23 protein-coding genes and 1 pseudogene are annotated in these 21,433 nt (G+C 71.7%); 18 read left to right on the forward strand and 6 right to left on the reverse strand.

Annotated features, from left to right (window positions below; translation table 11 throughout):
- Positions 1 to 99: 99 nt before the first annotated feature.
- Positions 100 to 525, reverse strand: coding sequence for a MarR family winged helix-turn-helix transcriptional regulator (locus SACE_RS10205; RefSeq protein WP_009943035.1), 426 nt, complete (start codon positions 523 to 525; stop codon positions 100 to 102).
- Between the two features lie 217 nt (positions 526 to 742).
- Between SACE_RS10205 and SACE_RS10210 the strand changes: the two genes are divergently transcribed.
- The 7 genes from SACE_RS10210 (at position 743) to SACE_RS10240 (ending at position 6,416) form a co-directional block, all read left to right on the forward strand.
- Entirely contained in the window at positions 743 to 1,336 is a 594-nt protein-coding gene (locus tag SACE_RS10210; RefSeq protein ID WP_009943034.1) for a non-oxidative hydroxyarylic acid decarboxylases subunit B, read from the forward strand.
- Positions 1,337 to 1,340: 4 nt separating this feature from the next.
- Positions 1,341 to 2,765: a non-oxidative hydroxyarylic acid decarboxylases subunit C gene (locus tag SACE_RS10215; RefSeq protein ID WP_009943033.1), complete on the forward strand. Its 1,425-nt coding sequence runs from the start codon at positions 1,341 to 1,343 to the stop codon at positions 2,763 to 2,765.
- Positions 2,762 to 3,022: a non-oxidative hydroxyarylic acid decarboxylases subunit D gene (locus SACE_RS10220; protein WP_009943032.1), complete on the forward strand. Its 261-nt coding sequence runs from the start codon at positions 2,762 to 2,764 to the stop codon at positions 3,020 to 3,022. The genes SACE_RS10215 and SACE_RS10220 overlap by 4 nt, the downstream gene beginning before the upstream one ends.
- A 1-nt stretch (position 3,023) precedes the next feature.
- On the forward strand, positions 3,024 to 3,281 hold the full coding sequence (locus SACE_RS10225) for a hypothetical protein (RefSeq protein ID WP_009943031.1): 258 nt from the start codon (positions 3,024 to 3,026) through the stop codon (positions 3,279 to 3,281).
- A gap of 90 nt (positions 3,282 to 3,371) precedes the next feature.
- On the forward strand, positions 3,372 to 4,718 hold the full coding sequence (locus SACE_RS10230; RefSeq protein WP_009943030.1) for a cytochrome P450: 1,347 nt from the start codon (positions 3,372 to 3,374) through the stop codon (positions 4,716 to 4,718).
- A gap of 142 nt (positions 4,719 to 4,860) precedes the next feature.
- On the forward strand, positions 4,861 to 5,937 hold the full coding sequence (locus SACE_RS10235) for a serine/threonine-protein kinase (RefSeq protein ID WP_009943029.1): 1,077 nt from the start codon (positions 4,861 to 4,863) through the stop codon (positions 5,935 to 5,937).
- Positions 5,934 to 6,416 (forward strand): hypothetical protein, encoded by a 483-nt coding sequence (locus SACE_RS10240; RefSeq protein ID WP_009943028.1) that lies wholly within the window; start codon positions 5,934 to 5,936, stop codon positions 6,414 to 6,416. Before SACE_RS10235 ends, SACE_RS10240 begins: the two co-directional genes overlap by 4 nt.
- 159 nt (positions 6,417 to 6,575) lie before the next feature.
- Here SACE_RS10240 and SACE_RS10245 read toward each other — a convergent pair whose 3' ends face one another.
- Positions 6,576 to 7,529 (reverse strand): alpha/beta hydrolase, encoded by a 954-nt coding sequence (locus tag SACE_RS10245; RefSeq protein WP_031334385.1) that lies wholly within the window; start codon positions 7,527 to 7,529, stop codon positions 6,576 to 6,578.
- Between the two features lie 343 nt (positions 7,530 to 7,872).
- Between SACE_RS10245 and SACE_RS10250 the strand changes: the two genes are divergently transcribed.
- The 9 genes from SACE_RS10250 (at position 7,873) to metK (ending at position 15,993) form a co-directional block, all read left to right on the forward strand.
- The gene (locus SACE_RS10250) at positions 7,873 to 8,373 is read left to right on the forward strand and encodes a hypothetical protein (RefSeq protein WP_009943026.1); all 501 of its coding nucleotides are present in this window, start codon (positions 7,873 to 7,875) and stop codon (positions 8,371 to 8,373) included.
- 34 nt (positions 8,374 to 8,407) lie between these two features.
- Entirely contained in the window at positions 8,408 to 8,914 is a 507-nt protein-coding gene (locus SACE_RS10255) for a DUF3558 domain-containing protein (protein WP_157355916.1), read from the forward strand.
- Positions 8,915 to 8,926: 12 nt separating this feature from the next.
- A complete protein-coding gene (locus tag SACE_RS10260; RefSeq protein ID WP_009943024.1) occupies positions 8,927 to 10,156 on the forward strand; it encodes a PPE domain-containing protein in 1,230 nt (409 codons plus the stop codon).
- Between the two features lie 71 nt (positions 10,157 to 10,227).
- Positions 10,228 to 11,007, forward strand: coding sequence for an ESX secretion-associated protein EspG (locus tag SACE_RS10265; protein ID WP_009943023.1), 780 nt, complete (start codon positions 10,228 to 10,230; stop codon positions 11,005 to 11,007).
- A gap of 995 nt (positions 11,008 to 12,002) precedes the next feature.
- Positions 12,003 to 12,320 (forward strand): integration host factor, actinobacterial type, encoded by a 318-nt coding sequence (gene mihF, locus SACE_RS10270; protein ID WP_029621395.1) that lies wholly within the window; start codon positions 12,003 to 12,005, stop codon positions 12,318 to 12,320.
- A complete protein-coding gene (gene gmk, locus SACE_RS10275; RefSeq protein ID WP_021341627.1) occupies positions 12,317 to 12,919 on the forward strand; it encodes a guanylate kinase in 603 nt (200 codons plus the stop codon). Before mihF ends, gmk begins: the two co-directional genes overlap by 4 nt.
- 232 nt (positions 12,920 to 13,151) lie before the next feature.
- Positions 13,152 to 13,445, forward strand: coding sequence for a DNA-directed RNA polymerase subunit omega (gene rpoZ, locus SACE_RS10280; protein WP_009943020.1), 294 nt, complete (start codon positions 13,152 to 13,154; stop codon positions 13,443 to 13,445).
- Positions 13,442 to 14,695, forward strand: a complete 1,254-nt coding sequence (coaBC, locus tag SACE_RS10285; protein WP_009943019.1) for a bifunctional phosphopantothenoylcysteine decarboxylase/phosphopantothenate--cysteine ligase CoaBC — start codon at positions 13,442 to 13,444, stop codon at positions 14,693 to 14,695. Before rpoZ ends, coaBC begins: the two co-directional genes overlap by 4 nt.
- Positions 14,696 to 14,811: 116 nt before the next feature.
- Positions 14,812 to 15,993, forward strand: coding sequence for a methionine adenosyltransferase (gene metK / locus SACE_RS10290; protein ID WP_009943018.1), 1,182 nt, complete (start codon positions 14,812 to 14,814; stop codon positions 15,991 to 15,993).
- A gap of 80 nt (positions 15,994 to 16,073) precedes the next feature.
- Here the strand turns inward: metK and SACE_RS10295 are convergent, their stop codons facing one another.
- On the reverse strand, positions 16,074 to 16,832 hold the full coding sequence (locus SACE_RS10295; protein WP_009943017.1) for a S1 family peptidase: 759 nt from the start codon (positions 16,830 to 16,832) through the stop codon (positions 16,074 to 16,076).
- Positions 16,833 to 17,053: 221 nt separating this feature from the next.
- Between SACE_RS10295 and SACE_RS10300 the strand changes: the two genes are divergently transcribed.
- Complete coding sequence (locus SACE_RS10300; RefSeq protein WP_011873565.1) at positions 17,054 to 17,776, forward strand: YwaF family protein; 723 nt, start codon at positions 17,054 to 17,056, stop codon at positions 17,774 to 17,776.
- Here SACE_RS10300 and SACE_RS10305 read toward each other — a convergent pair.
- The 3 genes and pseudogenes from SACE_RS10305 to SACE_RS40060 form a co-directional block, all read right to left on the reverse strand.
- Positions 17,752 to 18,210: a tRNA (cytidine(34)-2'-O)-methyltransferase gene (locus tag SACE_RS10305; protein ID WP_009943015.1), complete on the reverse strand. Its 459-nt coding sequence runs from the start codon at positions 18,208 to 18,210 to the stop codon at positions 17,752 to 17,754. The genes SACE_RS10300 and SACE_RS10305 overlap by 25 nt on opposite strands.
- A 161-nt stretch (positions 18,211 to 18,371) precedes the next feature.
- Positions 18,372 to 18,641 carry a type III PLP-dependent enzyme domain-containing protein gene (locus tag SACE_RS39695; protein WP_009943014.1) on the reverse strand — a complete coding sequence of 90 codons (270 nt, stop codon included), beginning with the start codon at positions 18,639 to 18,641 and terminating at the stop codon, positions 18,372 to 18,374.
- A 112-nt stretch (positions 18,642 to 18,753) separates the two neighbouring features.
- A pseudogene (locus SACE_RS40060) lies at positions 18,754 to 19,443 on the reverse strand (hypothetical protein); the annotation flags it as partial.
- Here SACE_RS40060 and SACE_RS10315 point away from each other — a divergent pair.
- On the forward strand, positions 19,342 to 21,363 hold the full coding sequence (locus SACE_RS10315; protein ID WP_011873567.1) for a primosomal protein N': 2,022 nt from the start codon (positions 19,342 to 19,344) through the stop codon (positions 21,361 to 21,363). The pseudogene SACE_RS40060 and the gene SACE_RS10315 sit on opposite strands and share 102 nt — an antisense overlap.
- Positions 21,364 to 21,433: the final 70 nt, after the last annotated feature.

Consider the following 21,433-nt stretch of genomic DNA (forward strand, 5'->3'; position numbering starts at 1 on the left):
CCGTTCGGCATTTCCGGGGTCCTCTCGACTGTCTTCGAACCCACTTGGGGTGGCGGTGCTGGTTGCTGCTGCGCCGCTTCAAAGACCAAAGACAGGCACTCAGGCCTGCGGCTCGCCGTCGCCGGGCGAGAGCTTGCCCAGGAGTCGGCGCAGTTGCTCGCGTTCCCGCGTGGTCAGCCTGTCCAGCATCGCGGTGTCGACTTCCTCGGCGACCGGCTCGGTGGTGCGCAGCTCCGCGCGTCCCTCGTCGGTCAGCTCCAGGAGCCTGCGCCTGCGGTCGGTCTCGTCGACGGCGCGCCGGACCAGACCGCGCTGTTCCAAGCGCAGCAGCAGCGAGGCCAGCGTCGCCTTGTCGATCGCCGCGAGCTGGCCGAGCGCGGCCTGCTCGATGCCGGGCCTGCGGCTGATCGCGCTGAGCACGGCGTACTGGGGCTTGGTGAGGTGGGGCAGCCGCGCCTGCCAGCGCGCGCCGTGCTCCTGGAGGGCTCGCCGCATGAGGTGGAAAACGGGCTGGTCCAGTTCCACGTGAGGTCTCCAGCAGGCTGGGGAGTTTCGGGAAAGCGCCCGGGGTCGGTGCGACCTCGGACGACCGCTCCGGCTCGCGGCTCGGGCGGCTTCACCGTCCGTGGAACGAACCCTAGACGAACCGGGCGCGACACGTCGCGGGGTACTCGCATCGACCGGTGATAGTATGTACACGAACGTTCGTACACGAACTAGTTCGCCGACCATTGGAGGGAACATGCGGGTGATCATCGGGATGACCGGTGCCACCGGCGCGCCCCTCGGAGTGCGGCTGCTGGAGGTGTTGCACGACCTGCCGCAGGTGCGGACGCACCTGGTGATGAGCAGGTGGGCGCGGACCACGATCGAGCTGGAGACCCCGCGCACCGCGCGCGAGGTCGCCGCATTGGCCGACGTCGTGCACGGCTCCGGCGACCAGGCGGCCGCCATCTCGTCGGGCTCGTTCCGCACCGACGGCATGATCATCGCCCCGTGCAGCATGAAGACGCTGGCCGGCATCCGCGTCGGCTACGCCGACGGCCTCGTGGGACGCGCCGCCGACGTGGTCCTCAAGGAACGCCGCAAGCTCGTGCTCGTTCCCCGCGAGACACCGCTGAGCGAGATCCACCTGGAGAACATGCTCGCGCTGTCGCGGATGGGCGCGGTGGTGGTGCCGCCGATGCCCGCCTTCTACAACCACCCGGAGTCCGTCGACGACGTCGTCGACCACGTCGTGGCCCGGGTGCTCGACCAGTTCGACCTGCCTGCCGCCGCCGCGCGCCGCTGGCGCGGGCTCGCCGCGGCTCGTGGCACCACAGACCTGAAGGGGTGAACCGATGGCGTACGACGATCTGCGGTCCTTCCTGGCCGCGCTGGACGAGCAGGGCCAACTGCTGCACGTCGCCGAACAGGTGATGCCCGAACCCGACCTGGGTGCCTCGGCCAACGCGGCTTCCCGGCTGGGCTCCGGCGCACCCGCGCTGTACTTCGACGACATCGCCGGCTTCACCAGCGCCCGCGTCGCGCTCAACGTGCACGGGTCCTGGGCCAACCACGCGGTCGCGATGGGCATGCCCGCGACGACCTCGACCAGGGAGCAGGTCGAGGAGTTCGTCCGCCGGTGGGAGGACTTCCCGGTGCCGCCCGAACGCCGCACCGACCCGCCGTTCGCCGAGAACGCTCTCCAGGGCGACGAGGTGGACCTCTTCTCGGTGCTGCCGCTGTTCCGCCTCAACGAAGGGGACGGCGGCTTCTACGTCGACAAGGCCGCCGTGGTCTCCCGCGACCCGCGGGACCCGGACCACTTCGGCAAGCAGAACGTCGGCGTGTACCGGATGCAGGTCAAGGGCCGCAACCGGCTCGGCCTGCAGCCGGTGCCGATGCACGACATCGCGCTGCACCTGGACGAGGCCGAACGGGCGGGTGAGGACCTGCCGGTCGCCATCGCCCTGGGCAACGACCCGATGATCTCGGTCGTGGCCGGCACCCCGCTGGCCTACGACCAGTCCGAGTACGAGATGGCCGGCGCGCTGCGCGGTGCCCCGGCGCCCATCGCCACGGCACCGCTGACCGGGATCGACGTTCCCTGGGGCTGCGAAGTGCTGCTGGAGGGCGTGGTCGAGGGCCGCGAGCGCGAGATCGAGGGGCCGTTCGGCGAGTTCACCGGGCACTACTCGGGCGGCCGCAGCATGCCCGTGGTGCGCGTGGACCGGATCTCCTACCGGACCGACCCGGTCTTCGAGTCGCTGTACCTGGGCATGCCGTGGACCGAGGTCGACCACCTGATCGGCCCGGCCACCTGCGTGCCGCTCCACCAGCAGCTCAAGGCGGAGTTCCCGGAGGTGCGCGCGGTCAACGCGATGTACACCCACGGGCTGCTGGCGATCGTGTCGACCGCTAAGCGCTACGGCGGATTCGCCAAGGCCGTCGGGCTGCGCACCATGACCACTCCCCACGGCCTCGGCTACTGCAAGCTCGTGATCGTGGTCGACGAGGACGTCGACCCGTTCGACCTGCCGCAGGTGATGTGGGCGCTGTCGACCAAGGTCAACCCGGCGGGGGACCTGGTGAACCTGCCCGGCATGTCGGTGCTGGAGCTCGATCCGGGATCGCAGCCGCCGGGAATGTCCAACAAGCTGGTGATCGACGCGACGACCCCGGTGTCTCCCGACGCGCGCGGCCACTACAGCCAGCCGGTCGCCGACCTGCCCGAGGCGGCGGCCTGGGTCGGGAAGCTGCAAGAGCTGATGAGCCGGAAGTGACCGCACCGCGGAAGGAGGATGTCGCGATGATGTGTCCGCGCTGCGCGTGGCAGGAGGTGCGGCGGCTGGCGGTGTCGCCGGTCGCGGGCGTGTGGGAGGTGTTGCAGTGCGCGCGTTGCCTCTACGCCTGGCGCACCACCGAACCCGACCGGCGGACCTGCCGGGAGTCCTATCCGCAGGCTTTCCGGATGACGCAGGCCGACATCGACGCCGCACCCGAGCTGCCGGCGGTGCCGCCGCTGCGGGAGGGTGCCTGAAGTGGACGACGCGCTGATGTGGGAGGTGCGGGCGGCGCCAGGGCGGATGCCCGAGCTTCTCGACTGGATCGACCGCACTGCGCTGCCGCTGCTGCGGAACGCGAACGCGGCCGATGTCTACAGGTCCACAGAGGACAGATTGGTCGTCGTCGCGCACTTCGCCGGTGATCCGGTGTTCCTGCCGGATCCTCCGCGGGGCCTGGTGGCGAGACCGGCCCACCAGTGGACTTTCGAGCGGATCCGCCGGGTTCACGGCTGACCACGCCTGGTTTTCCCTTTCGCCGGGCCCGGGTGTAGGTGGCGATCTCCCCGGGTACCTCTGGATCACCACGGCGGAAGGGAAAACCGGATGACTCCGAAGGTTTCCGCGGCGCTCACCACCGGCGTGCGCACGGCTTCGCCCACCGACACCGCGAGGGTGGCCGCCCAGGTCGTGCTGCCCGCGCTGGCCACCGGCGTGATCTCGCGACGACCGCGGGTGATGGCGCTCGCGGAGCGGCTGCGGGCCGACCGCAGAGCCGTCGGCCTGCTGCGGGAGCTGCGTTCCCGCTACGGCGCGGGCCCGTTGCGGCTGCGCGTGCCGGGACGGGACGTCGTGCTGGTCCTCTCACCGGAGCACGTGCGGCGGGTCTTGGTGAGCGACGCGGAGTCGTTCACCCCGGCCAACCGCGAGAAGCAGGCCGCGCTCGGCCACTTCCAGCCCCACGGCGTGCTCCTCTCGCGCGGGCTCGACCGCGCGCGCAGGCGGCAGTTCCACGAGCACGTGCTCGAAACCCGCGAGCATGCGCACCACCTGGCGCCGCGCTTCATCCAGGTGGTCCGCGAGGAAGCACGCGTGCTGCTCGACGAGGCGGAGCGGACGGGTTCGCTGGACTGGCAGACCTTCGGCGCCGGCTGGTGGCGCGTCGTCCGCCGGATCGTGTTGGGCGACCAGGCGCGCGACGACCGCGAGCTGACCGGCGAGCTCGACGCGCTGCGGTCCGACGCCAACTGGGCGTTCCTGAGCCCGAAGCGCTTGTCCCTGCGCCGCGACCTGCGTGCGCGCCTGCGGGAACACCTGCGGCGGGCGGAGCCCGGCAGCCTCGCAGAGACGGTCGCACGCGCCGAAACCCCGGTGCAGGCACCGGAAGAGCAGGTGCCGCACTGGCTCTTCGCCTTCGACGCGGCGGGAATGGCCGCGTTCCGCGCGCTCGCGCTGCTCGCCGCGCAGCCGGAGCAGGCCGCTCGCGCCAGGTCGGAGATCGCCGAGTCCGACCTCGCGACGCCGCAACCGCTGCACCACCTGCGGGCGTGCGTGCTCGACGCGCTCAGGCTCTGGCCGACCACGCCGATGCTGCTCCGCGACAGCGTCGAGGAAACCGCGTGGGACGGACGTCAGCTCCCCGCGGGCACGGCCTTCCTGGTGTTCGCGCCGCTGTTCCACCGCGACGAGACGGCGGCGGACTTCGCGCACGCCTTCACTCCCGAGGCCTGGCTCGACGGCCGTGCCGAACACCACTCGGCCCTCGTCCCCTTCAGCGCGGGACCGGGCCGCTGCCCCGGCGAGAACCTCGTACTGCTGGTGACCAGCACGCTGCTCGCGGTGCTGATGCGCGACGCGGAGTTCGAACCCGGCGAGGGCCCGGCCCTCGGGCCGCAGGGCCCGCTACCGGCTACCTTCGACAACTTCCACACCACGGTCCGCCTGGCCCGCTGACGAGCTTTCACCACCCGCGAACTGGAAAAGTTGCTTCCGGCTGCGCCGACGTGTGGTGCGCGAACGTCCGCCTGGCCGCGCTGCCGGTTCCGCCGGGTAGGTCCTCGTTTATGGTCGTGGTCGGGAACCGTACGGAGGGCCGATGGTGGAAGGCGTGCTCGGCGGGCGCTACCGGTTGGGCGCCTGCCTCGGCGGCGGCGGTATGGCCGACGTCTACCGGGCGATGGACACCCGCCTGGAACGGCTGGTCGCGGTGAAGGTCTTCCGGTCGGGCACCGACGAGACCGGCCGCTCGCGGTTCGAGGAGGAGGCGCGTCTGCTGGCCGGGCTCAGCCATCCCGGCCTGGTGCCCGTCTTCGACTACAGCGCGGGCGGCGACGAGCTCTACCTGGTCATGCAGCTGGTGGAGGGGCAGACGCTGGCCGACATCCTGGAGTCGGGGCCGCTGCCGCCCGCGCAGGTCGCCGACCTCGGGCACCGCCTCGCCGACGTGCTCGCGTACGTGCACGCCAACGGCATCGTGCACCGCGACGTCAAACCGTCGAACGTGCTGGTGGCGCGGGACGGCCGGGTCTACCTCGCCGACTTCGGCATCTCCCGGCTGATCGACGCCGTCGGCCGCATGACCAGCTCCGGGGCGATCATGGGCACCGCCACCTACATGGCGCCGGAACAGGTGCGCGGCACCGGCGTCGGCCACGCGGTCGACGTCTACGCGCTCGGCCTGGTCCTCCTGGAATGCGTGACGGGCCGCACCGAATACCCCGGCGCCGGGCCCGAATCCGCACTCGCGCGGCTCACCCGCTCACCCTTCGTGCCCGACTCGCTGCCGGAACCGCTGCGCGGCATCCTGCGGGCGATGACCGCCACCGCCCCGCACGAACGGCCCTCGGCCGAGCGGTGCGCGGACCTGCTCAGCGGCGAGGCGACCGACCTGATCCCGGCCGTGCCCGCGGAGACGCCCCGTCCGCCGACCAGGCAGATCGCCGCCGAAGAGCTCGTGCGGGAAGCGGCTCCCGCTCCGGAGCCGAAGCGGCGCCGGTGGCAGTGGCCGCTCGCCGGTGTCGGCGCGGTGGCCGCCGTGGTCGCGCTGCTGCTGTTCCTCCAGCCGCCACCGGAGCCGGCGCCCGGACCGACGCTGCCGCCGGCCTCCGGACCGCCCGGGGTCGCGCGCCTGCCGGAAGACCTCGCCAACCTCGAAAGCCTGGTGCGGCAATGAATCGCCTCCTGCTCCCGATCGTCGCGCCTGTTGTCGCGCTGCTCGCGGCCTGCGGGAGCGAGCCGAAACCGGTGGTGGACCCGCAGGTGCGCCAGCAGCTGATCGCCGGGGTGGAAGCGGTGAAGGCCGCGGCCACGCGGCACGACCGCCCCGCCGCCGAAGCCGCCCTCGCCGACCTCACCCGCAGCATCGCCGCCGCGCAGGCCCAGGGCCGGATGGACCCGGCGAACGCGGGGACCGTCCTCGAGGCGGCGGACCGGGTCGCCGATGACGTGCGCACCATGGACCTGCCTGCCCCGCCGCCTCCCGTCACGGTGACGGTTCCCACGCCCGCGCCGCAGGAGAACATGGACGAGGAGCAGCAGGAACAAGAGGAGGACAAGCACAAGGAACTGCAGGACTGGCGGGAAGAGCTGCAGAAGCGCATCGAGGAGCAGCGCAAGCAGCGCCTGGAGGAGCGCGAGAAAGCCGGCCAGTGAAACCGTCGGTTTTCGCAGTAGCGCGTGACCGCGGGGAGTTGCGCCGAGGGCGCGCCGCCAGCGAGGTCGCAGCCCCGCGGATTCCGTTCTGAGCCCGCGAAGCTCCACGGCGTGACCAGCTGATGCGTTGCGCAGAAGCCGAGTAGCGCCGCCGCCCGTCTACCTGTCTCCCAGCCAGGCGTCGATCTCGGCGAAGAACTTCTCCCGCGCGGGCGGTCCCGACAACGCCAGGTCGTGCAGCCCGTCCTGGATCGCCACCGTCGTGACGTCCGGTCCGATCTTCGGCGCCCACCGCGCGATCTGCTCCACGTCCAGCACCGTGTCGGCGGTCATCGCCGCGGGCTCCCACTGCTTGCGGTGCAGCAGGCTGCGCACCGAGTGCAGCACGAGCACGGGCGCGCTCACCGACAGCCCGCGCTGAACCTGGGCGTGGCCGCGGCGCACCGCGCTGATCCACGCCGAACGGATCGGGAAGGCCTCGACCGGCTTCCAGTCCAGGCGGTACTCCCACTCCCCGTGATGTTCCCGGAGCAGGCAGTGGGCGTAGGTGGGTGCCACCCCGCGCCGCACCACTGACTTCGGCAGGAAGTGCCGCAGCACGTGGTTCACGGCGGTCGTGACGGTGCGGTGGAACCACGACTCCGACAGGTCCAGCCACGGGCTGTTGAGTACCAGCGCATCGATCGCGCCCGGCCTTGCATCGGCCCACAACGCGGTGATCAGGCCGCCGGTGGAGTGGCCGAGCACCACCAGGCGCCGGTGTCCGGCCTCCCGGATGACCTCGGCGGCGGCGTCGAGCTCCTCGAAGTGCTCTGACAGGTCGGTGACGTAGTTCGGCAGCATCCCCGGTCGCATGGACCGCCCGTAACCGCGCAGATCCAGCGCGTAGAAGTCGTACCCGCGCTCGACGAAGTGCGTGGCCACGTGGTCTTGAAAGAAGTAGTCGCAGAACCCGTGCACGTACAGCACGGCGCCCCGCTCGGCGGCCTCGGTATCTCGTTCGGTCGGCTCCGCCGCCCGGTGCACCAACGTCGCGACGGCCTCACCGCCACCACGCACCGGAAACGCAAGTGTCCTGGACCGATACGGCTCACCGAGGATGTCTGCTTCCACGCGCATAGTTTGAGTGGTGAGCCCGCCGCGCGCGACAGTCGGGCACCAAGCTGCCCGCGACACCCGGAATTCCGGCGGTGGCTGCTTCGTCCTCCCCGCCGCCGAGTGGGCGACTTCCCTGCCCGCCGTTCGCTCCGCCGCGTCACCGCGCGGCTGCCGTACCTGCCGGAACGCCCCTTACGCACACTTGACACCCACTGGGTGGAAACCACCCGGATGTCGTATTGGCTTCCTTTTCCAAACCCATGCCTGGACGTCACCGTCTTGCGCTAACGTTTCCGTGCTGGCAAGTGATCAGCTGCCGTGCTCGAGCCGGCGGCAAGGATGACGAGGGGAGTTTTCCGTGGCCGGTGACGAGGGAGGCAACCAGATCCCGTTGGACGCCTACGACCAGCGGGAATTGGACCGCGCGCAGGCGATGGGCGTGCTGCCGATGGCAGCCCCCGTCGCGATGGCGCAGAGCGCCGTGACCATGGCGCGTGCGGCCAGCAAGGCCGACGCGGCCCAGAAGATCGCCGCGGGCGCGACCATGCGCGTCGAGCCCGACCAGGTGGACAAGCTGGCCCAGTTCTTCGAGGACGAGGCCGAGAAGATGACGGAGCGCGAGGGTGACCTCAACCGCCTCTCGATGATCAAGCCCCCGGGCAAGGATCCCGTCAGCACGCGTGCGGTCGCCGAGTACGAGAAGGTCGGCGCGGGTGACGACAGCGCGTATCTCGACAACTATCAGAAGCTCGCCAAGGTGTTCCGCGAGACGGCGGCTAATCTTCGGGCGAGCGCGCAGCAGACGCGGCTCGACGACCAGAACGCTGAGGACAGCTTCCGAGGAGGTATTCGTGCGTAAAGGGCTCGCTGCTGGTGCGGTCCTGGTCAGCCTGGTGCTGGCAGGTTGCGGAGGTGGGGGTGCTGAAACACCACCCGGAGACGGTGGTGCCACTTCCGCGCAGCCGCCGAGCGAGACGAAGTCGACGCGCACTGCTCCTCAGAAGTCGGTTTCCGTGGCGGACCGCTGCTCCGTCGTGAGCGCGGACCAGGCGCGAGCCATCGGTGCGGACCAGGCACCGGAGGAGCGTGAGTCCACCGGTTTCCTGGGGTGTGACTACCAGCTCGGCAAGACGGCCGAGGGATGGCTGGTCTTCGTCAGTGCTACTGACAAGGAGACGATGCAGGACTTCGCCGAAGGTGCGTCGGACGGCGTGCCGACCAACGTCGGTGGTTACCCGGCGACGCAGGTCGGAGACGAGCGGCGTTGCCTGCTGTCGGTAGATGTTTCCGACAAGGGATCTCTGTACATCAACACGGTGGTCTCGGAGGCTCCCGTCGAGCCCTGTGGGCTGTCGAAGCAGTTCGCCGATGCGGCGTTGAAGAACCTGCCCAATGCTTGAGGGGGTTGAGGAATGGGAGAGACCAGGCAGTTAGAGCCCTCGGACTTCGAGGGCTCCTCGCTGGAGCAGATGCGTGGCTGGGTCGAGGGTGGAGCCGGTGCTGACCCTCTCTACGACCAGAAGTCCGCGTGGGAGGGCGAGCAGAAGTACTTGACCGACCTCGCGGAGCGGGTGAACACCAAGCTCGGCGAAGCCGGCGTGGTGATGCAGTCCAAGTCCGGTGAGGCGATGCAGGGCGCGGTCGCGCCGGTCGTGCTCTGGACCGAGGTGACTGCGGAGAACGCCCGAGCCCAGGCCCAGCTCATGAGCGAGCAGGGAGATGCCTTCAAGAAGGTCCAGTCGTCGATCCCGGCTTCGAGCGAGGAGCAGTCGGTCCCGGACGACACCTGGATCGAAGAGGGCTGGGACAGCATGTGGAACGGCCAGACCGATGCTGAGGCGGCCAAGGCGCACAACGAGAAGCTCCGCCAGGAGGCCGTGACGGCCTTCAACAACTACGACAGCGCCTCGCAGAGCACTGTCGGTGCCAGCGCCGTGTTCACCCCGCCGCCGCCCGGTGGCATGGAGACCACGGTGTCCGGTGGCCAGCACACCGGTGTCGGCGGCATGACGCCCGCGCCGGGTGGCGGCACCGGTGGTGCAGTGCCCGCCGGTTCGGGCAGCGCGGGCTACAGCGGTGGCGGTGCCGGCGGCTTCGGTTCAGGTGGTTCCGGCTCTGGCGGTTCCGGTGGTGGCTACACGCCGCCGTCGACCACGACGCCGAACTGGGACGGCAGCACGCGCGGTCCTGGTGACGGCCCCTTGCGTCCCGGCCCCCAGGGTCCGAGCCCGTACGGCCCCAACACCGGGATCATCCCTCCGGGCGGCGGCCAGGGCCCGAACCAGGGTGGCGGTACCGGTCGCGGCGGTTCCGGCGGAGGCCGGGGTCCCGGCGTCGGTGCCGGTGGTCGTTCCGGCGGCGGTGTCGGCGCCGGTTCCGGGCGCGGTGCGCTCGGACCGGGCGGGCAGTCCGGTGTCGGAGCCGGCGGTCGTGCGGGCGCGGGCGTTCCGGGCGCCGGTGGCGCGGGCGGCCGCGGTGGCGCTGGTGCCATGGGCGGCGCGGGAGCGCGCGGTCGCGGCCAGGAGGGCGAGGAGGACCTCGAGCACGAGACCCCCGACTACCTCAAGGGCGACCACGGCTTCTTCGACGACGAGCTGCCGAAGGTGGCCCCTCCGGTCTTCGGTGACTGGAACCAGAAGTAGGCCCTAACAGAACAGGAACCGCGGGCGGCACCAGGCAACGGGTGCCGCCCGCGCAAGGCTGGGGAGCAGTCGTGAAGATCGAGTTGTCGAAGCAGGCGTTCTACGAGGCGTGGAAGCACTTCAAGCTCGGCACCAAGCCGATCGTGCTGAACGTGCTCTCGGAAGGCGTCCTGCAGTCCGAGCGCCGCGCGGCCGAGCAGCGCGCCTGGGACGAGCTTCGCCGTATCGGTTTCGGTGACCGGGACCGCGAAGACGACATCTACGGCCTGTTTCTGCCCTTGCACCGCTACGAGCGGGCGTTCGACGTGACCTTCCGCCGGCTCGTCGACGGTGAGCAGCGCAAGCTGAGCGGCATGGTCGCCAACGTCCGCGCCAACGCGACGCTGGCCGTGCAGACCGAGGACAGCGTGCAGTTGCAGGCCCTGCCCGCCGACTCGATGGTGCGGGCGTTGCTCAGCGTCCTGCCCGACCTCAAGGCAGGGGCGGGGCGTGCGGTGTCGCTGCGCAGCGCGCAGCTCGAGAAGGCCGCGAAGGAGGCGGGCAAGTCCGACCTGGCGATGGCCGAGGGCCTGGCCCGCAACGGCGTCCGCCGCGACGACGCCCGCGCCCTCATCGACATGGCCGGCGGCATGCGCACGTCCTTCGCGCAGTTCGGCGCCGCCGTCATGGACGGCCACGGCAAGCGGGCCCGGGGCGCGGTCGTCACGAACTGCTTCGCCAACGCCAAGGGCTGGTACTTCATGGAGGAGAGCCGGCGCAGCGGCGAACCGTGGACGACGATCGCCCCGATCGACAAGGCCAAGCTCGCCCCGCGCATCCAGGACCTGCTGAAGACCATCCCGCGCGACTGAGCGGACGCACGATCGACGCCCACCGGGCGGCTGACGGGAACAACTCGTCGGCCGCCCGGTGTCGCATGCCGGCACATCGGAGACGAACGAGAGCAGCGATGGCCCTGCGACGCCGCTGGCGCGGCTTTGCGCACCAGGCTGGCTTCTGAGGCGCAGGGAGGCCTTTGGGGCACCATCGAAGCCATCAGAACGGCTACAGCGCCGCGGTTTCACACCTGCCCCAGCAGCAGAGAGCCACAAGGGCACCACCACACCCACAACGGCCGACCTGGCACAGCAGGGCCGAATGGTGCGCGTATGGAAAGCCATTCGGCCTATCGGACTCACCATCCGAAGTAGCAGCGGCCACAGCGAAAGGGACGAACGCCGAACCCGAGGTGAGCCCGCCCGCGCATGGTCGTCCGCCCCGCAAGCTGGCGCGATCCTGCCGTGCGGCACCTCACCCGTGCCCGCTGCAGCGACGCCGTAGCCCCGTTCGGCGAGGCCGTTGCTCCGAGTGGAGTACGTCACCGGAGGTCACCGGCGCTACGCGCGGTGACGCGCTCCGTCGCAGTCGAGTGCCGCCTCCGCGGGGCACTCGGACACCCGGTTACCGGCCGGTAGAGGAGCGGTTCGAAGGCGCTGAACCGATGCCCGAGCCACCCGCGAACCGGCGCCTGCGGGAGGCTCGGACGGAGGTCTTCGTCACTCGTCCTCATGCGCGCCGCGGAGCCCGACCTGACCTGCGATGACACCCCCAGCGTCGCTCAACTGCCCGGAAATCGGACACATCGGAACAGTTTTGGCTGAGATTAGTGCACTTCAGCGGCTTTGTTGGTAGTACTTGCAGCGGCCCCGTGCTCGTGCGTGCCGTGTACGAGTGGTCCTGGAGGGCCAGGCGGCGGAACCCCCGGTGAACCTCGCTCACAAAAGTCGGACCCGCGTGGAACCCGGCCGGGCAGGCTCGGTACCGTCGCCGCACCGATCAAGAGAAACCCCACATCACGGAGGACATGGTGGCCCTTCCCCAGCTGACCGAGGAGCAGCGGGCAGCAGCTTTGGAAAAGGCGGCTGCCGCCCGTCGCGCCCGAGCTGAGCTCAAGGAGCGCCTCAAGCGAGGCGGAACCAGCCTGGCCCAGGTCCTGCAGGACGCCGACGAGAACGAGGTCTTGGGCAAGATGAAGGTCTCCGCCCTTCTCGAGGCCCTGCCCGGCGTCGGCAAGGTGCGCGCTCAGCAGATCATGGAGCGGCTGGAGATCGCCAACAGCCGTCGGCTGCGTGGCCTTGGTGAGCGGCAGCGCAAGGCGCTGCTCGCCGAGTTCAGCGGCGAGTGATCGACGCGAAAACCGGCGTTGAGCCGGGGCCCACCCATCAGGGTCGGCCTCGGCTCACCGTCGTTTCCGGGCCTTCCGGCGTCGGCAAGTCCAGCGTGCTGAACGAGCTGCGCAGGCAGGCACCCGAGGTGTTCTTCAGCGTCTCGGCCACCACCAGACCGCCTCGGGCCGGTGAGATCGACGGCGTGCACTACCACTTCGTCGACACCGCGGAGTTCGAGCGGATGGTGGCCGCGGGCGAGATGCTCGAGCACGCCCGCTACGCGGGCAACCTCTACGGGACCCCGCGCGGGCCGGTCGAGGCCGCGCTGGCCGCGGGCCGGGCGGCGGTGCTGGAGATCGAGCTGCAGGGCGCCCGCCAGGTGCGCCGGGCGATGCCCGAGGCGCAGTTGGTGATGCTGCTGCCGCCGTCGTGGGAGGTGCTGGTGGAGCGGCTGACCGGCCGCGGCACCGAGGACCCCGAGGTGGTGCGCAAGCGCCTGGAGACCGCGCGCGAGGAGCTCGCCGCCGAGTCCGAGTTCGACGCGACCGTGGTCAACGCCGACGTGCGGTCGGCGACCAGCGAATTGATAGGATTGGTGGTCGGCCGCCAACGGTGAGACCGTTCGACGCGGACCGGGGCGACCCGGTTCGCGCCGACGCGCAGCCGGACGGGGGCGGTCGGACGGCTGCCGCCGAGCGGACCACGCCCAGCGAGCCCGGCCCGCCAGGACCGGCCCCGGCCGGGCCTGGAGCCGGTCGGCACTGCCGGACGCCCGCCGCGCCCGTCGGCGCACAAGCCCGGCACCGGCACCGGTGCCCGTTCATTCACGAGGAGCAGGAGCCACTCACGTGAGCACCCCCAACGCTCTGGCTGCGTTCAACAGCAGCCCGTCGCTCAACGCCCCGGAGGGCATCACCAACCCGCCGATCGACGACCTGCTCGAGCAGGTCAGCTCGAAGTACGCGCTGGTGATCTACTCCGCCAAGCGCGCGCGGCAGATCAACGACTACTACGCGCAGCTCGGCGAGGGCCTGCTGGAGTACGTCGGCCCGCTGGTCGAGCCGGGCCCGCGGGAGAAGCCGCTGTCGATCGCGCTGCGCGAGATCCACGCCGGCGTGCTCGAGCACACCGAAGGCGAATGACGACCCCGCGCGCCGAGGACCGCCCGCCGCGGGTGGTCCTCGGCGTCGGTGGCGGCATCGCCGCCTACAAGGCGTGCGAGGTGCTGCGTCGGCTCACCGAGTCCGGGCACCACGTGCGGGTGGTCCCGACCGAGGCGGCGTTGCGCTTCGTCGGCGCCGCCACCTTCGAGGCGCTGTCCGGGCAGCCCGTGCAGACCGGTGTCTTCACCGACGTCGAGCAGGTGCCGCACGTCCGGCTCGGCCAGGAGGCCGACCTGGTCGTGGTCGCCCCGGCGACCGCCGACCTGATGGCCCGCGCCGCCCACGGCATGGCCGACGACCTGCTGACCTCCACTCTGCTCACCGCACGGTGTCCGGTGCTGATGGTGCCCGCGATGCACACCGAGATGTGGGAGCACGCCGCGACCCGCGACAACGTCGCCCTGCTGCGCAGCAGGGGCGTCGTGGTGGCCGAGCCCGACAGCGGGCGGCTCACCGGCGCCGACACCGGCAAGGGCCGGCTGCCCGACCCGGCCGAGATCGTCGACCTCGCCCGGCTCCTGCTGGCCGAGCCCGCCGCGCTGCCCCACGACCTGGCGGGCCGCCGCGTGGTCGTCTCGGCCGGTGGCAACCGCGAGCCGCTGGACCCGGTGCGCTACCTGGGCAACCGCTCGTCGGGGCGCCAGGGCTACGCGCTGGCCCGGGTCGCCGCGCACCGCGGTGCCGACGTCACGCTTGTGGCGGCCTACACCGCCGACCTGGCGCCACCCGCCGGGGTGCGGGTGGTCAGGGCGGGTACGGCCCAGGAGATGCGCGCGGCGCTGCTGGCCGAGTCCGACGGTGCCGACGCGGTGGTGATGGCGGCCGCGGTCGCCGACTTCCGGCCGGAGTCGCTGGCCGAGCACAAGATCAAGAAGTCCGACCAGGACCCGGACCCGGTCAAGCTGACCCGCAATCCCGACATCCTCGCCGAGCTGGTGCAGGCACGCCGGGACGGGCGGCTGCGGGTGCCGGTGATCGTCGGGTTCGCCGCCGAGACCGGTGACCCCGGCACCACGGTCCTCGACTACGGTCGCGCGAAGCTCGCCCGCAAGGCCTGCGACCTGCTGGTCGTCAACGCCGTCGGCGAAGGCGGCGCCTTCGAGGGCGAGGACAACGGGGGCTGGCTGCTCGCCGCCGACGGCGCCGAGAGCCCGATCCGCCACGGCTCCAAGTCGCTGCTAGCGTCCACATTGTGGGATGCGGTGAGCCTGCGGCTGGGGCGACAGTAACCTCGAAGCCAAATCTTCAGAGCATTTCCCGCCGCACCGCACCGGCGGCGTAGTCTTCGAACCATCCAGGGAGAGTTGTGAGTCAGCAGCATGACCTGCGCGGAGCCGGCCGCAGGTTGTTCACCAGTGAGTCCGTGACCGAAGGGCACCCGGACAAGATCTGCGACGCGATCAGCGACTCGATCCTGGACGCCCTGCTCGCCCAGGACCCGCGGTCCCGGGTGGCGGTGGAGACGCTGGTCACCACCGGCCAGGTGCACGTGGCCGGCGAGGTGACCACCGAGGCCTACGCCGACATCCCGACGATCGTGCGGGACAAGATCCTGGAGATCGGCTACGACTCCTCCGCCAAGGGCTTCGACGGCAACTCCTGCGGCGTCAACATCGCCATCGGCGCCCAGTCGCCCGACATCGCCCAGGGCGTCGACACCGGCTACGAGACCCGTGTCGAGGGCGTCATCGACGAGATCGCCAAGCAGGGCGCGGGCGACCAGGGCCTGATGTTCGGCTACGCCTGCGACGACACCCCGGAGTACATGCCGCTGCCGATCGCGCTGGCGCACCGGCTGTCGCGGCGGCTGACCAAGGTCCGCAAGGACGGCGTGCTGCCGTACCTGCGCCCGGACGGCAAGACCCAGGTCACCATCGAGTACGCCGGTGACCAGGCGGTCCGGCTCGACACCGTGGTGGTCTCCAGCCAGCACGCCGCCGACATCGACCTCGACAAGATGCTCGGCGTCGACGTGCGCGAGCAGGTCGTGGGCCCGGAGGTCGACGGCCTGGACATCGACACCTCCGACGTCCGCCTGCTGGTCAACCCGACCGGCCGCTTCGTGGTCGGCGGCCCGATGGGCGACGCCGGCCTGACCGGCCGCAAGATCATCGTCGACACCTACGGCGGCATGGCCCGCCACGGCGGCGGCGCCTTCTCCGGCAAGGACCCGTCGAAGGTGGACCGCTCGGCGGCCTACGCGACCCGCTGGGTGGCCAAGAACGCGGTCGCCGCCGGTCTGGCCAGCCGCATCGAAGTGCAGGTGGCCTACGCCATCGGCGCCGCGGCCCCGGTCGGCCTGTTCGTGGAGACCTTCGGCACCGAGAACGTCGACCCGGCCCGCATCCAGTCGGCGATCAACGAGGTCTTCGACCTGCGCCCGGCCGCGATCATCCGCGACCTGGACCTGCTGCGTCCGATCTACGCGCCGACGGCCGCCTACGGCCACTTCGGGCGCCCGGACCTGGACCTGCCGTGGGAGCGCACCGACCGCGCGGAGGCGCTGAAGTCGGCCGCCAACGCCTGAGCCGTTCCCGACGCCGACCGCGGGCGGGTGGTACCGGGAGACCGGTCGCCACCCGCCCGCGGTCGTTGTACGGGCAGTCGTCAGGCGGTGCCCATGGTCTGGGCGATCCAGTCGGCGTGCGCGACGACGCTGGTGTAGCCGGCCCAGCCGCTGCCCGCGGGCTGGTGGCCGATGGCGCAGACACCGCCCTGCACGATCCGGCCGGTGGCCGGGCTCTTGACCAGCACCGGGCCGCCGGAGTCGCCGCCGGCGACGCTGCCGTCGGTGTCGGTGCACAGCACCGGGGTGGCGAGGTTGTCCAGCTCGCAGGTGGCGTCGCTGACGGTGCCGTCGGCGTACTTGAGGTTCTCCGGCAGCGGGCCCGACCAGTCCGGCTTCTCCGAGCCCCAGCCCATCACGGTGGCGGCCTGGCCGTCGGCCAGGTCCTCGGCGGTGGCCAGCGGGGAGTACTCGGTGTGCACCTCCCTGTCGAGTTTGAGCAGTGCGATGTCGCTGGTGGGCCAGTCGTAGTCGGGGTGGATGAAGACCTCCGACACCCCCGCCTCGGTGCCGCCGCTGCTGCGTTGCAGCGAGCCGACGCGCACCGAGAAGTCGCCGCCGCCCTCGACGCAGTGCGCGGCGGTGATCACCCAGGTGCCGGCCACGATGGACGAGGTGCAGGTGAACGAGCCGCCGTTGTGCAGCGCCGAGATCCACGGCGTCTCGGTCCGCACCTCACCGCCGCCCACGATGTAGGTGCCGGGCTCGTCGGCACCGGCCGTCGCGGTGGTGGCCAGCGCCGTGGCGCAGGCCATCGCCGCCACGCCCAGCACCGCCGCGGATTCGCGCCAGGTTCCCATGGTCATCCCCTCCGGAAGAAACAGCGATCGCCGCACAGGCAAAGCGCGGAATGGGAAGAATGATGTCCTCGGGCGCTGCCGGCCCCACACCGCCGAACGGCCGCTGCGGAAAATGGCGATTAATTGGGAACGAATCGGGAAATCAATTCCGCGGGCCGCATTTTCCGGCGAACGGAGCAATTCACCGGCAGGTTCGGCGGAGTCCGGGTTAGGCTGTGCTGGTGGAACCGCTCCTGGCGGAACGCACCTTCACCCCGTACGGGCCGTCGCACTGGGTGCTGATGGGCCTGATCGTCGTGGGATCGGTGGCGCTGGCGGTGCTGGGCCACCACTGGGGCCGCACCGCCGCGGCCCGGTGGTTCGCCCGCGGGTTCGCGCTGGCGATGCTGGCGTTCCTGGTCCCGATGCTGGTCTACCGGCATCTGCCTGCGCAGTGGGACGTCGAGGTGTCGCTGCCGCTGCACCTGTGCGACCTGGCGTGGATGACCGCGGTCTACGCGCTGTGGACGCGCAGCCAGTGGGCCTACGCGCTGACCTACTACTGGGGTCTCACGCTGACCCCGCAGGCCATGATCACCCCGGCGCTGGACGCCCCCGACTTCCCGCACCTGGATTTCATCGACTTCTGGGCGCAGCACCTGGTGGTGGTGTGGGCGGCGGCATTCCTCACCTGGGGAATGGACATGCGCCCGGAATGGCGCGACTACTGGCGGTCGGTGGCGGTCACCTTCGCGTGGGGTGTCGTGGTCCTGGTTTTCAACGAATCGGCGGGCACCAATTACGGTTTCCTCAACAGCAAACCGGAGAACCCGTCGCTGCTGGACCTGATGGGCGGCTGGCCCTGGTACCTGGGGGTCGAGATCGTGGTGGGGATGGCGGCCTGGGCGCTGGTGACCTGGCCGTGGACGCGGCAGCGGGTTCAGGGCATGGCGAAGCCCTGCTGACGCCACGCCTCGTAGACGGCGATGGCCGCGGAGTTGGCGAGGTTGAGCGAGCGGTTGCCGGGCAGCATGGGGATCCGCAGCGGCGTGACGTAGTCGGCTTCCAGCAGTTCCGGGGGCAGCCCGACCGACTCCGGCCCGAACATCAGCACGTCGCCGGGGCGGTAGGACACCGTTTCGTAGGAGCGGGTGGCCGACGAGCTGAACGCGAACACCCGGTCCGGGCGCAGTGCCGTCCACGCCGCGTCCAGGTCCGGGTGCACGTGCAGGGCGGCGCGGTCGTGGTAGTCCAGCCCCGCCCTGCGCAGCTTCGCGTCGTCCACGGAGAACCCCAGCGGCTCGATCAGGTGCAGGGCGGCGCCGGAGCCGGCGGCCATGCGGATCGCGTTCCCGGTGTTGCCCGGGATCTCGGGGTGGTAGAAGACGACGTGGAACACGCGGGTCCTTTCAGAATGCCGGTCTGTGAACGCACGCTGCGCGGCGGTGCGGGTTGCGGGGTGCGCCAAGCGGCTGCGCCGCTTCACCGATCACAGACAGCCTTTCAAGTTCCGGAGCTTGCCGGAATGGTAATGACCCGCCGTGACCGCCCTGGCGGGGATCACACGAGTCCGCCCGTGGCCTGCACGGCGTGCCCGCCGCCGATGTTGAGCTGCCGAAGGCACGTGCCGTGGCGCAGCGCGATCTCGGTCATGAACGCGGCCAGGCGCCGCACGGCGTCCTCGTAGACGCCGACGTCGGTGATCTGCGAGCCGATGTGGCAGTGCAGGCCGACGAGTTCGAGCCGGGGCTGCCGCCGGACGCGTTCGACCGCCTCGGCGGCGCGGCCCAGCGGGAACCCGAACTTCTGGTCGTCGACGCCGGTGGTCACCGCGCGGTGCGTGTGGCCGTCGACGCCCGGGGTGACACAGCACGTCTTGGCGGCGGGTGGCCGGCGCGCCCAGCCGGTCGATCTCGTCGAGCGGGTCGAGCACCACGCGCCCGACGCCCGCGGTGAGCGCCGCGCGCAGCTCGCGGTCCGGTTTGGCGTTGCCGTGCAACAGGATCCGTCGAGCCGGCCCGCCGGCGGCCAGGGCGGTGGCGAGCTCCCCGGACGAGCACACGTCGAGCGACAGGCCTCGCCCGCCACCAGCGCGGCCATCTCGCGGCACTGGAAAGCCCTGCCCGCGTAGGCGATCTCGGCGCCGGGCAGCGCCGCCTGGTAGGCGCGGCAGCGCGCCCGGACGGTGGCGGGGTCCACGACGTAGCCGGGCGTGTCGAAGGTCTCGGCCAGGTGCGCCGGGGAGGCACCACCGATGGTGATGTCGCCGTCGGGCAGCGCCGTCGGTGCGGTCCGACCAGATCCGCTCGTCCAGTCGCGTCGGCAAACAGATCCGCAGGCTCGGGATCAGCTCGGCGAGGGTCACGGGATCTTTCCCTTCGGCTGGCGGGAAGTCCGTCCCACCCAGACCTACTCGCGGCGCCGCCGCCGCGGCGCCGTCCGGGTGGGTTCCTGACGGCGCCCGCGCCGGTTCTGACGTGCCCTTGACGTCGCGCCCGGCCGCGTCGGCGCGGTCTGGTAGAGAAGAGGCATGGCAGGCGGGGACACGCGGAAGGGGGCGAAGGCGGAGCGGACCGCGGCCCCGCACCTGCCCGTGGCGCGCGTGCTGGTCGAGGTCCCGCTGCCCGCCCACCTGGACCGCCCGTTCGACTACCTGCTGCCCGACCGGCTGGACGGGGCCGCGGTGCCCGGTTGCAGGGTCCGGGTGCGCTTCAGCGGCAAGCTCGTGGATGGTTTCCTGCTGGAGCGGCGGGAGAGCTCGGACTTCAAGGGCAGCCTGCTGTGGGTCGAGCGTGTGCACTCGCCGGAGCCGGTGCTCTCGCCCGAGCTGCTGGAGCTGGCCCGCGCGGTCGCCGCCCGTTACGGCGGCATGCTCAGCGACGTGGTGCGGCTGGCGATCCCGCCCCGGCAGGCCAAGGTCGAGAAGGAGGCGCCCAGCGAACCGGTGCCGCCGCCCGCCCGCCCCTCCGGAGAGGCGTGGGCCGTCTACCAGCACGGCGGGTCGTTCCTGGACGCCGTGCACGCGGGGCGGACCGCCAGGGCGGTTTGGCAGGCGCTGCCGGGGGAGGACTGGCCGACCCGACTCGCCGAAGCCGCGGCGACCGCCGCCTCGGCGGGACGCGGCGCGGTGATCGTCGTACCCGACCACCGCGACGTCCAGCGCCTGCACGCGGCCTGCGCCGAGCTGGTCGGCGACGACGGTGTGGTCGCGCTGGTGTCGGACCTCGGCCCGGCGGAGCGCTACCGGCGGTGGCTGTCGGTGCTGCGGGGCAGGACGCGGGTGGTCGTGGGTACCCGGGCGGCGATGTTCGCGCCGGTGCGGGACCTGGGCCTGGCGGTGGTCTGGGACGACGGCGACGACCTGCACAGCTACCCGCAGGTCCCGTACCCGCACGCCCGCGACGTGCTCACCCACCGCGCGCACGCGAGCGGTGCGGCGCTGGTCGTCGGCGGGTTCGCGCGCACGGCCGAGGCCGCGCTGCTCGTGCAGTCGGGATGGGCGCGCGAGATCGTCGCGCACCGCGACCAGGTGCGCGCCGCGGCCCCTCGGGTGACCGCGATCGGCGAGGACGACACCCAGCTCGCGCGCGATCCCGCGGCCCGCGCTGCGCGGCTGCCGTCGGTGGCCTTCGAGGCCGCGCGCGCCGCGTTGCGCGCCGGTGCGCCGGTGCTGGTGCAGGTCCCGCGGCGCGGTTACGTGCCCGCGCTCGCGTGCGGTGACTGCCGGGAGAGCGCGCGGTGCCGCCGCTGCGCCGGGCCGCTGGCGCTGCCCGGCGGCACCGAGGACGGCGCGCCGAAACCGGCCGCCTGCCGCTGGTGCGGTGCCGCCGAAGCGGCGTTCCGCTGCCCTTCCTGCGGATCGCGGCGCCTGCGCGCGGTCGCGGTGGGCGCGGGCCGGACCGCCGAGGAGCTCGGCCGGGCGTTCAGCGGCGTCGCGGTGCGCACCTCCGGCGGAGGAGAGGTGCTGGAGTCGGTGCCCGCCGGGCCCGCGCTGGTCGTCTGCACGCCCGGCGCGGAACCGGTCGCGGAGGGCGGCTACGGCGCCGCGCTGCTCCTGGACGGCCGGACGCTGCTGTCGCGTCCGGAGCTGCGCGCCTCCGAGCAGGCGTTGCGGTTGTGGTTCGCGGCGGCGGGGATGGTGCGTCCGGCAAAGGACGGCGGACGGGTCGTGGTCATGGCCGACTCGTCGTTGCAGCAGGTCCAGGCGCTGGTGCGCTGGGACCCCGCCTGGTTCGCCGCGCTGGAGCTGGCGGGCCGGGAGGAGCTGGGCTTCCCGCCGGCCAAGCGGGTGGCGGCGGTCGACGGCACCCCGGAGGCGATCGAGTCGTTGCTGGAGGTCGTCGAGATGCCCGCCACCGGCGAGGTGCTGGGACCGGTGCCGATCGGCGAGGTCGACGAGGAAGGCAACTCCGAGCGCGAGCGCGTGCTCGTCCGCGTGGAACGCACCGAGGGCAGGGCGCTGGCGACCGCCCTGCACGAGGCGCAGGCCGTGCGCGCCGCGCGCAAGGCGGCCGAGCTGCAGGTGCGGCTGGACCCGCTCGAACTGCTGTGAGCAGGCGGGCCGCTCGGCACATGTGCGTGTGCCGAGCCACCTCTGCGCATGCCCCGCGAGCCACGCGCTG

The sequence above is a fragment of the Saccharopolyspora erythraea NRRL 2338 genome, assembly GCF_000062885.1.
Taxonomy (GTDB): domain Bacteria; phylum Actinomycetota; class Actinomycetes; order Mycobacteriales; family Pseudonocardiaceae; genus Saccharopolyspora_D; species Saccharopolyspora_D erythraea.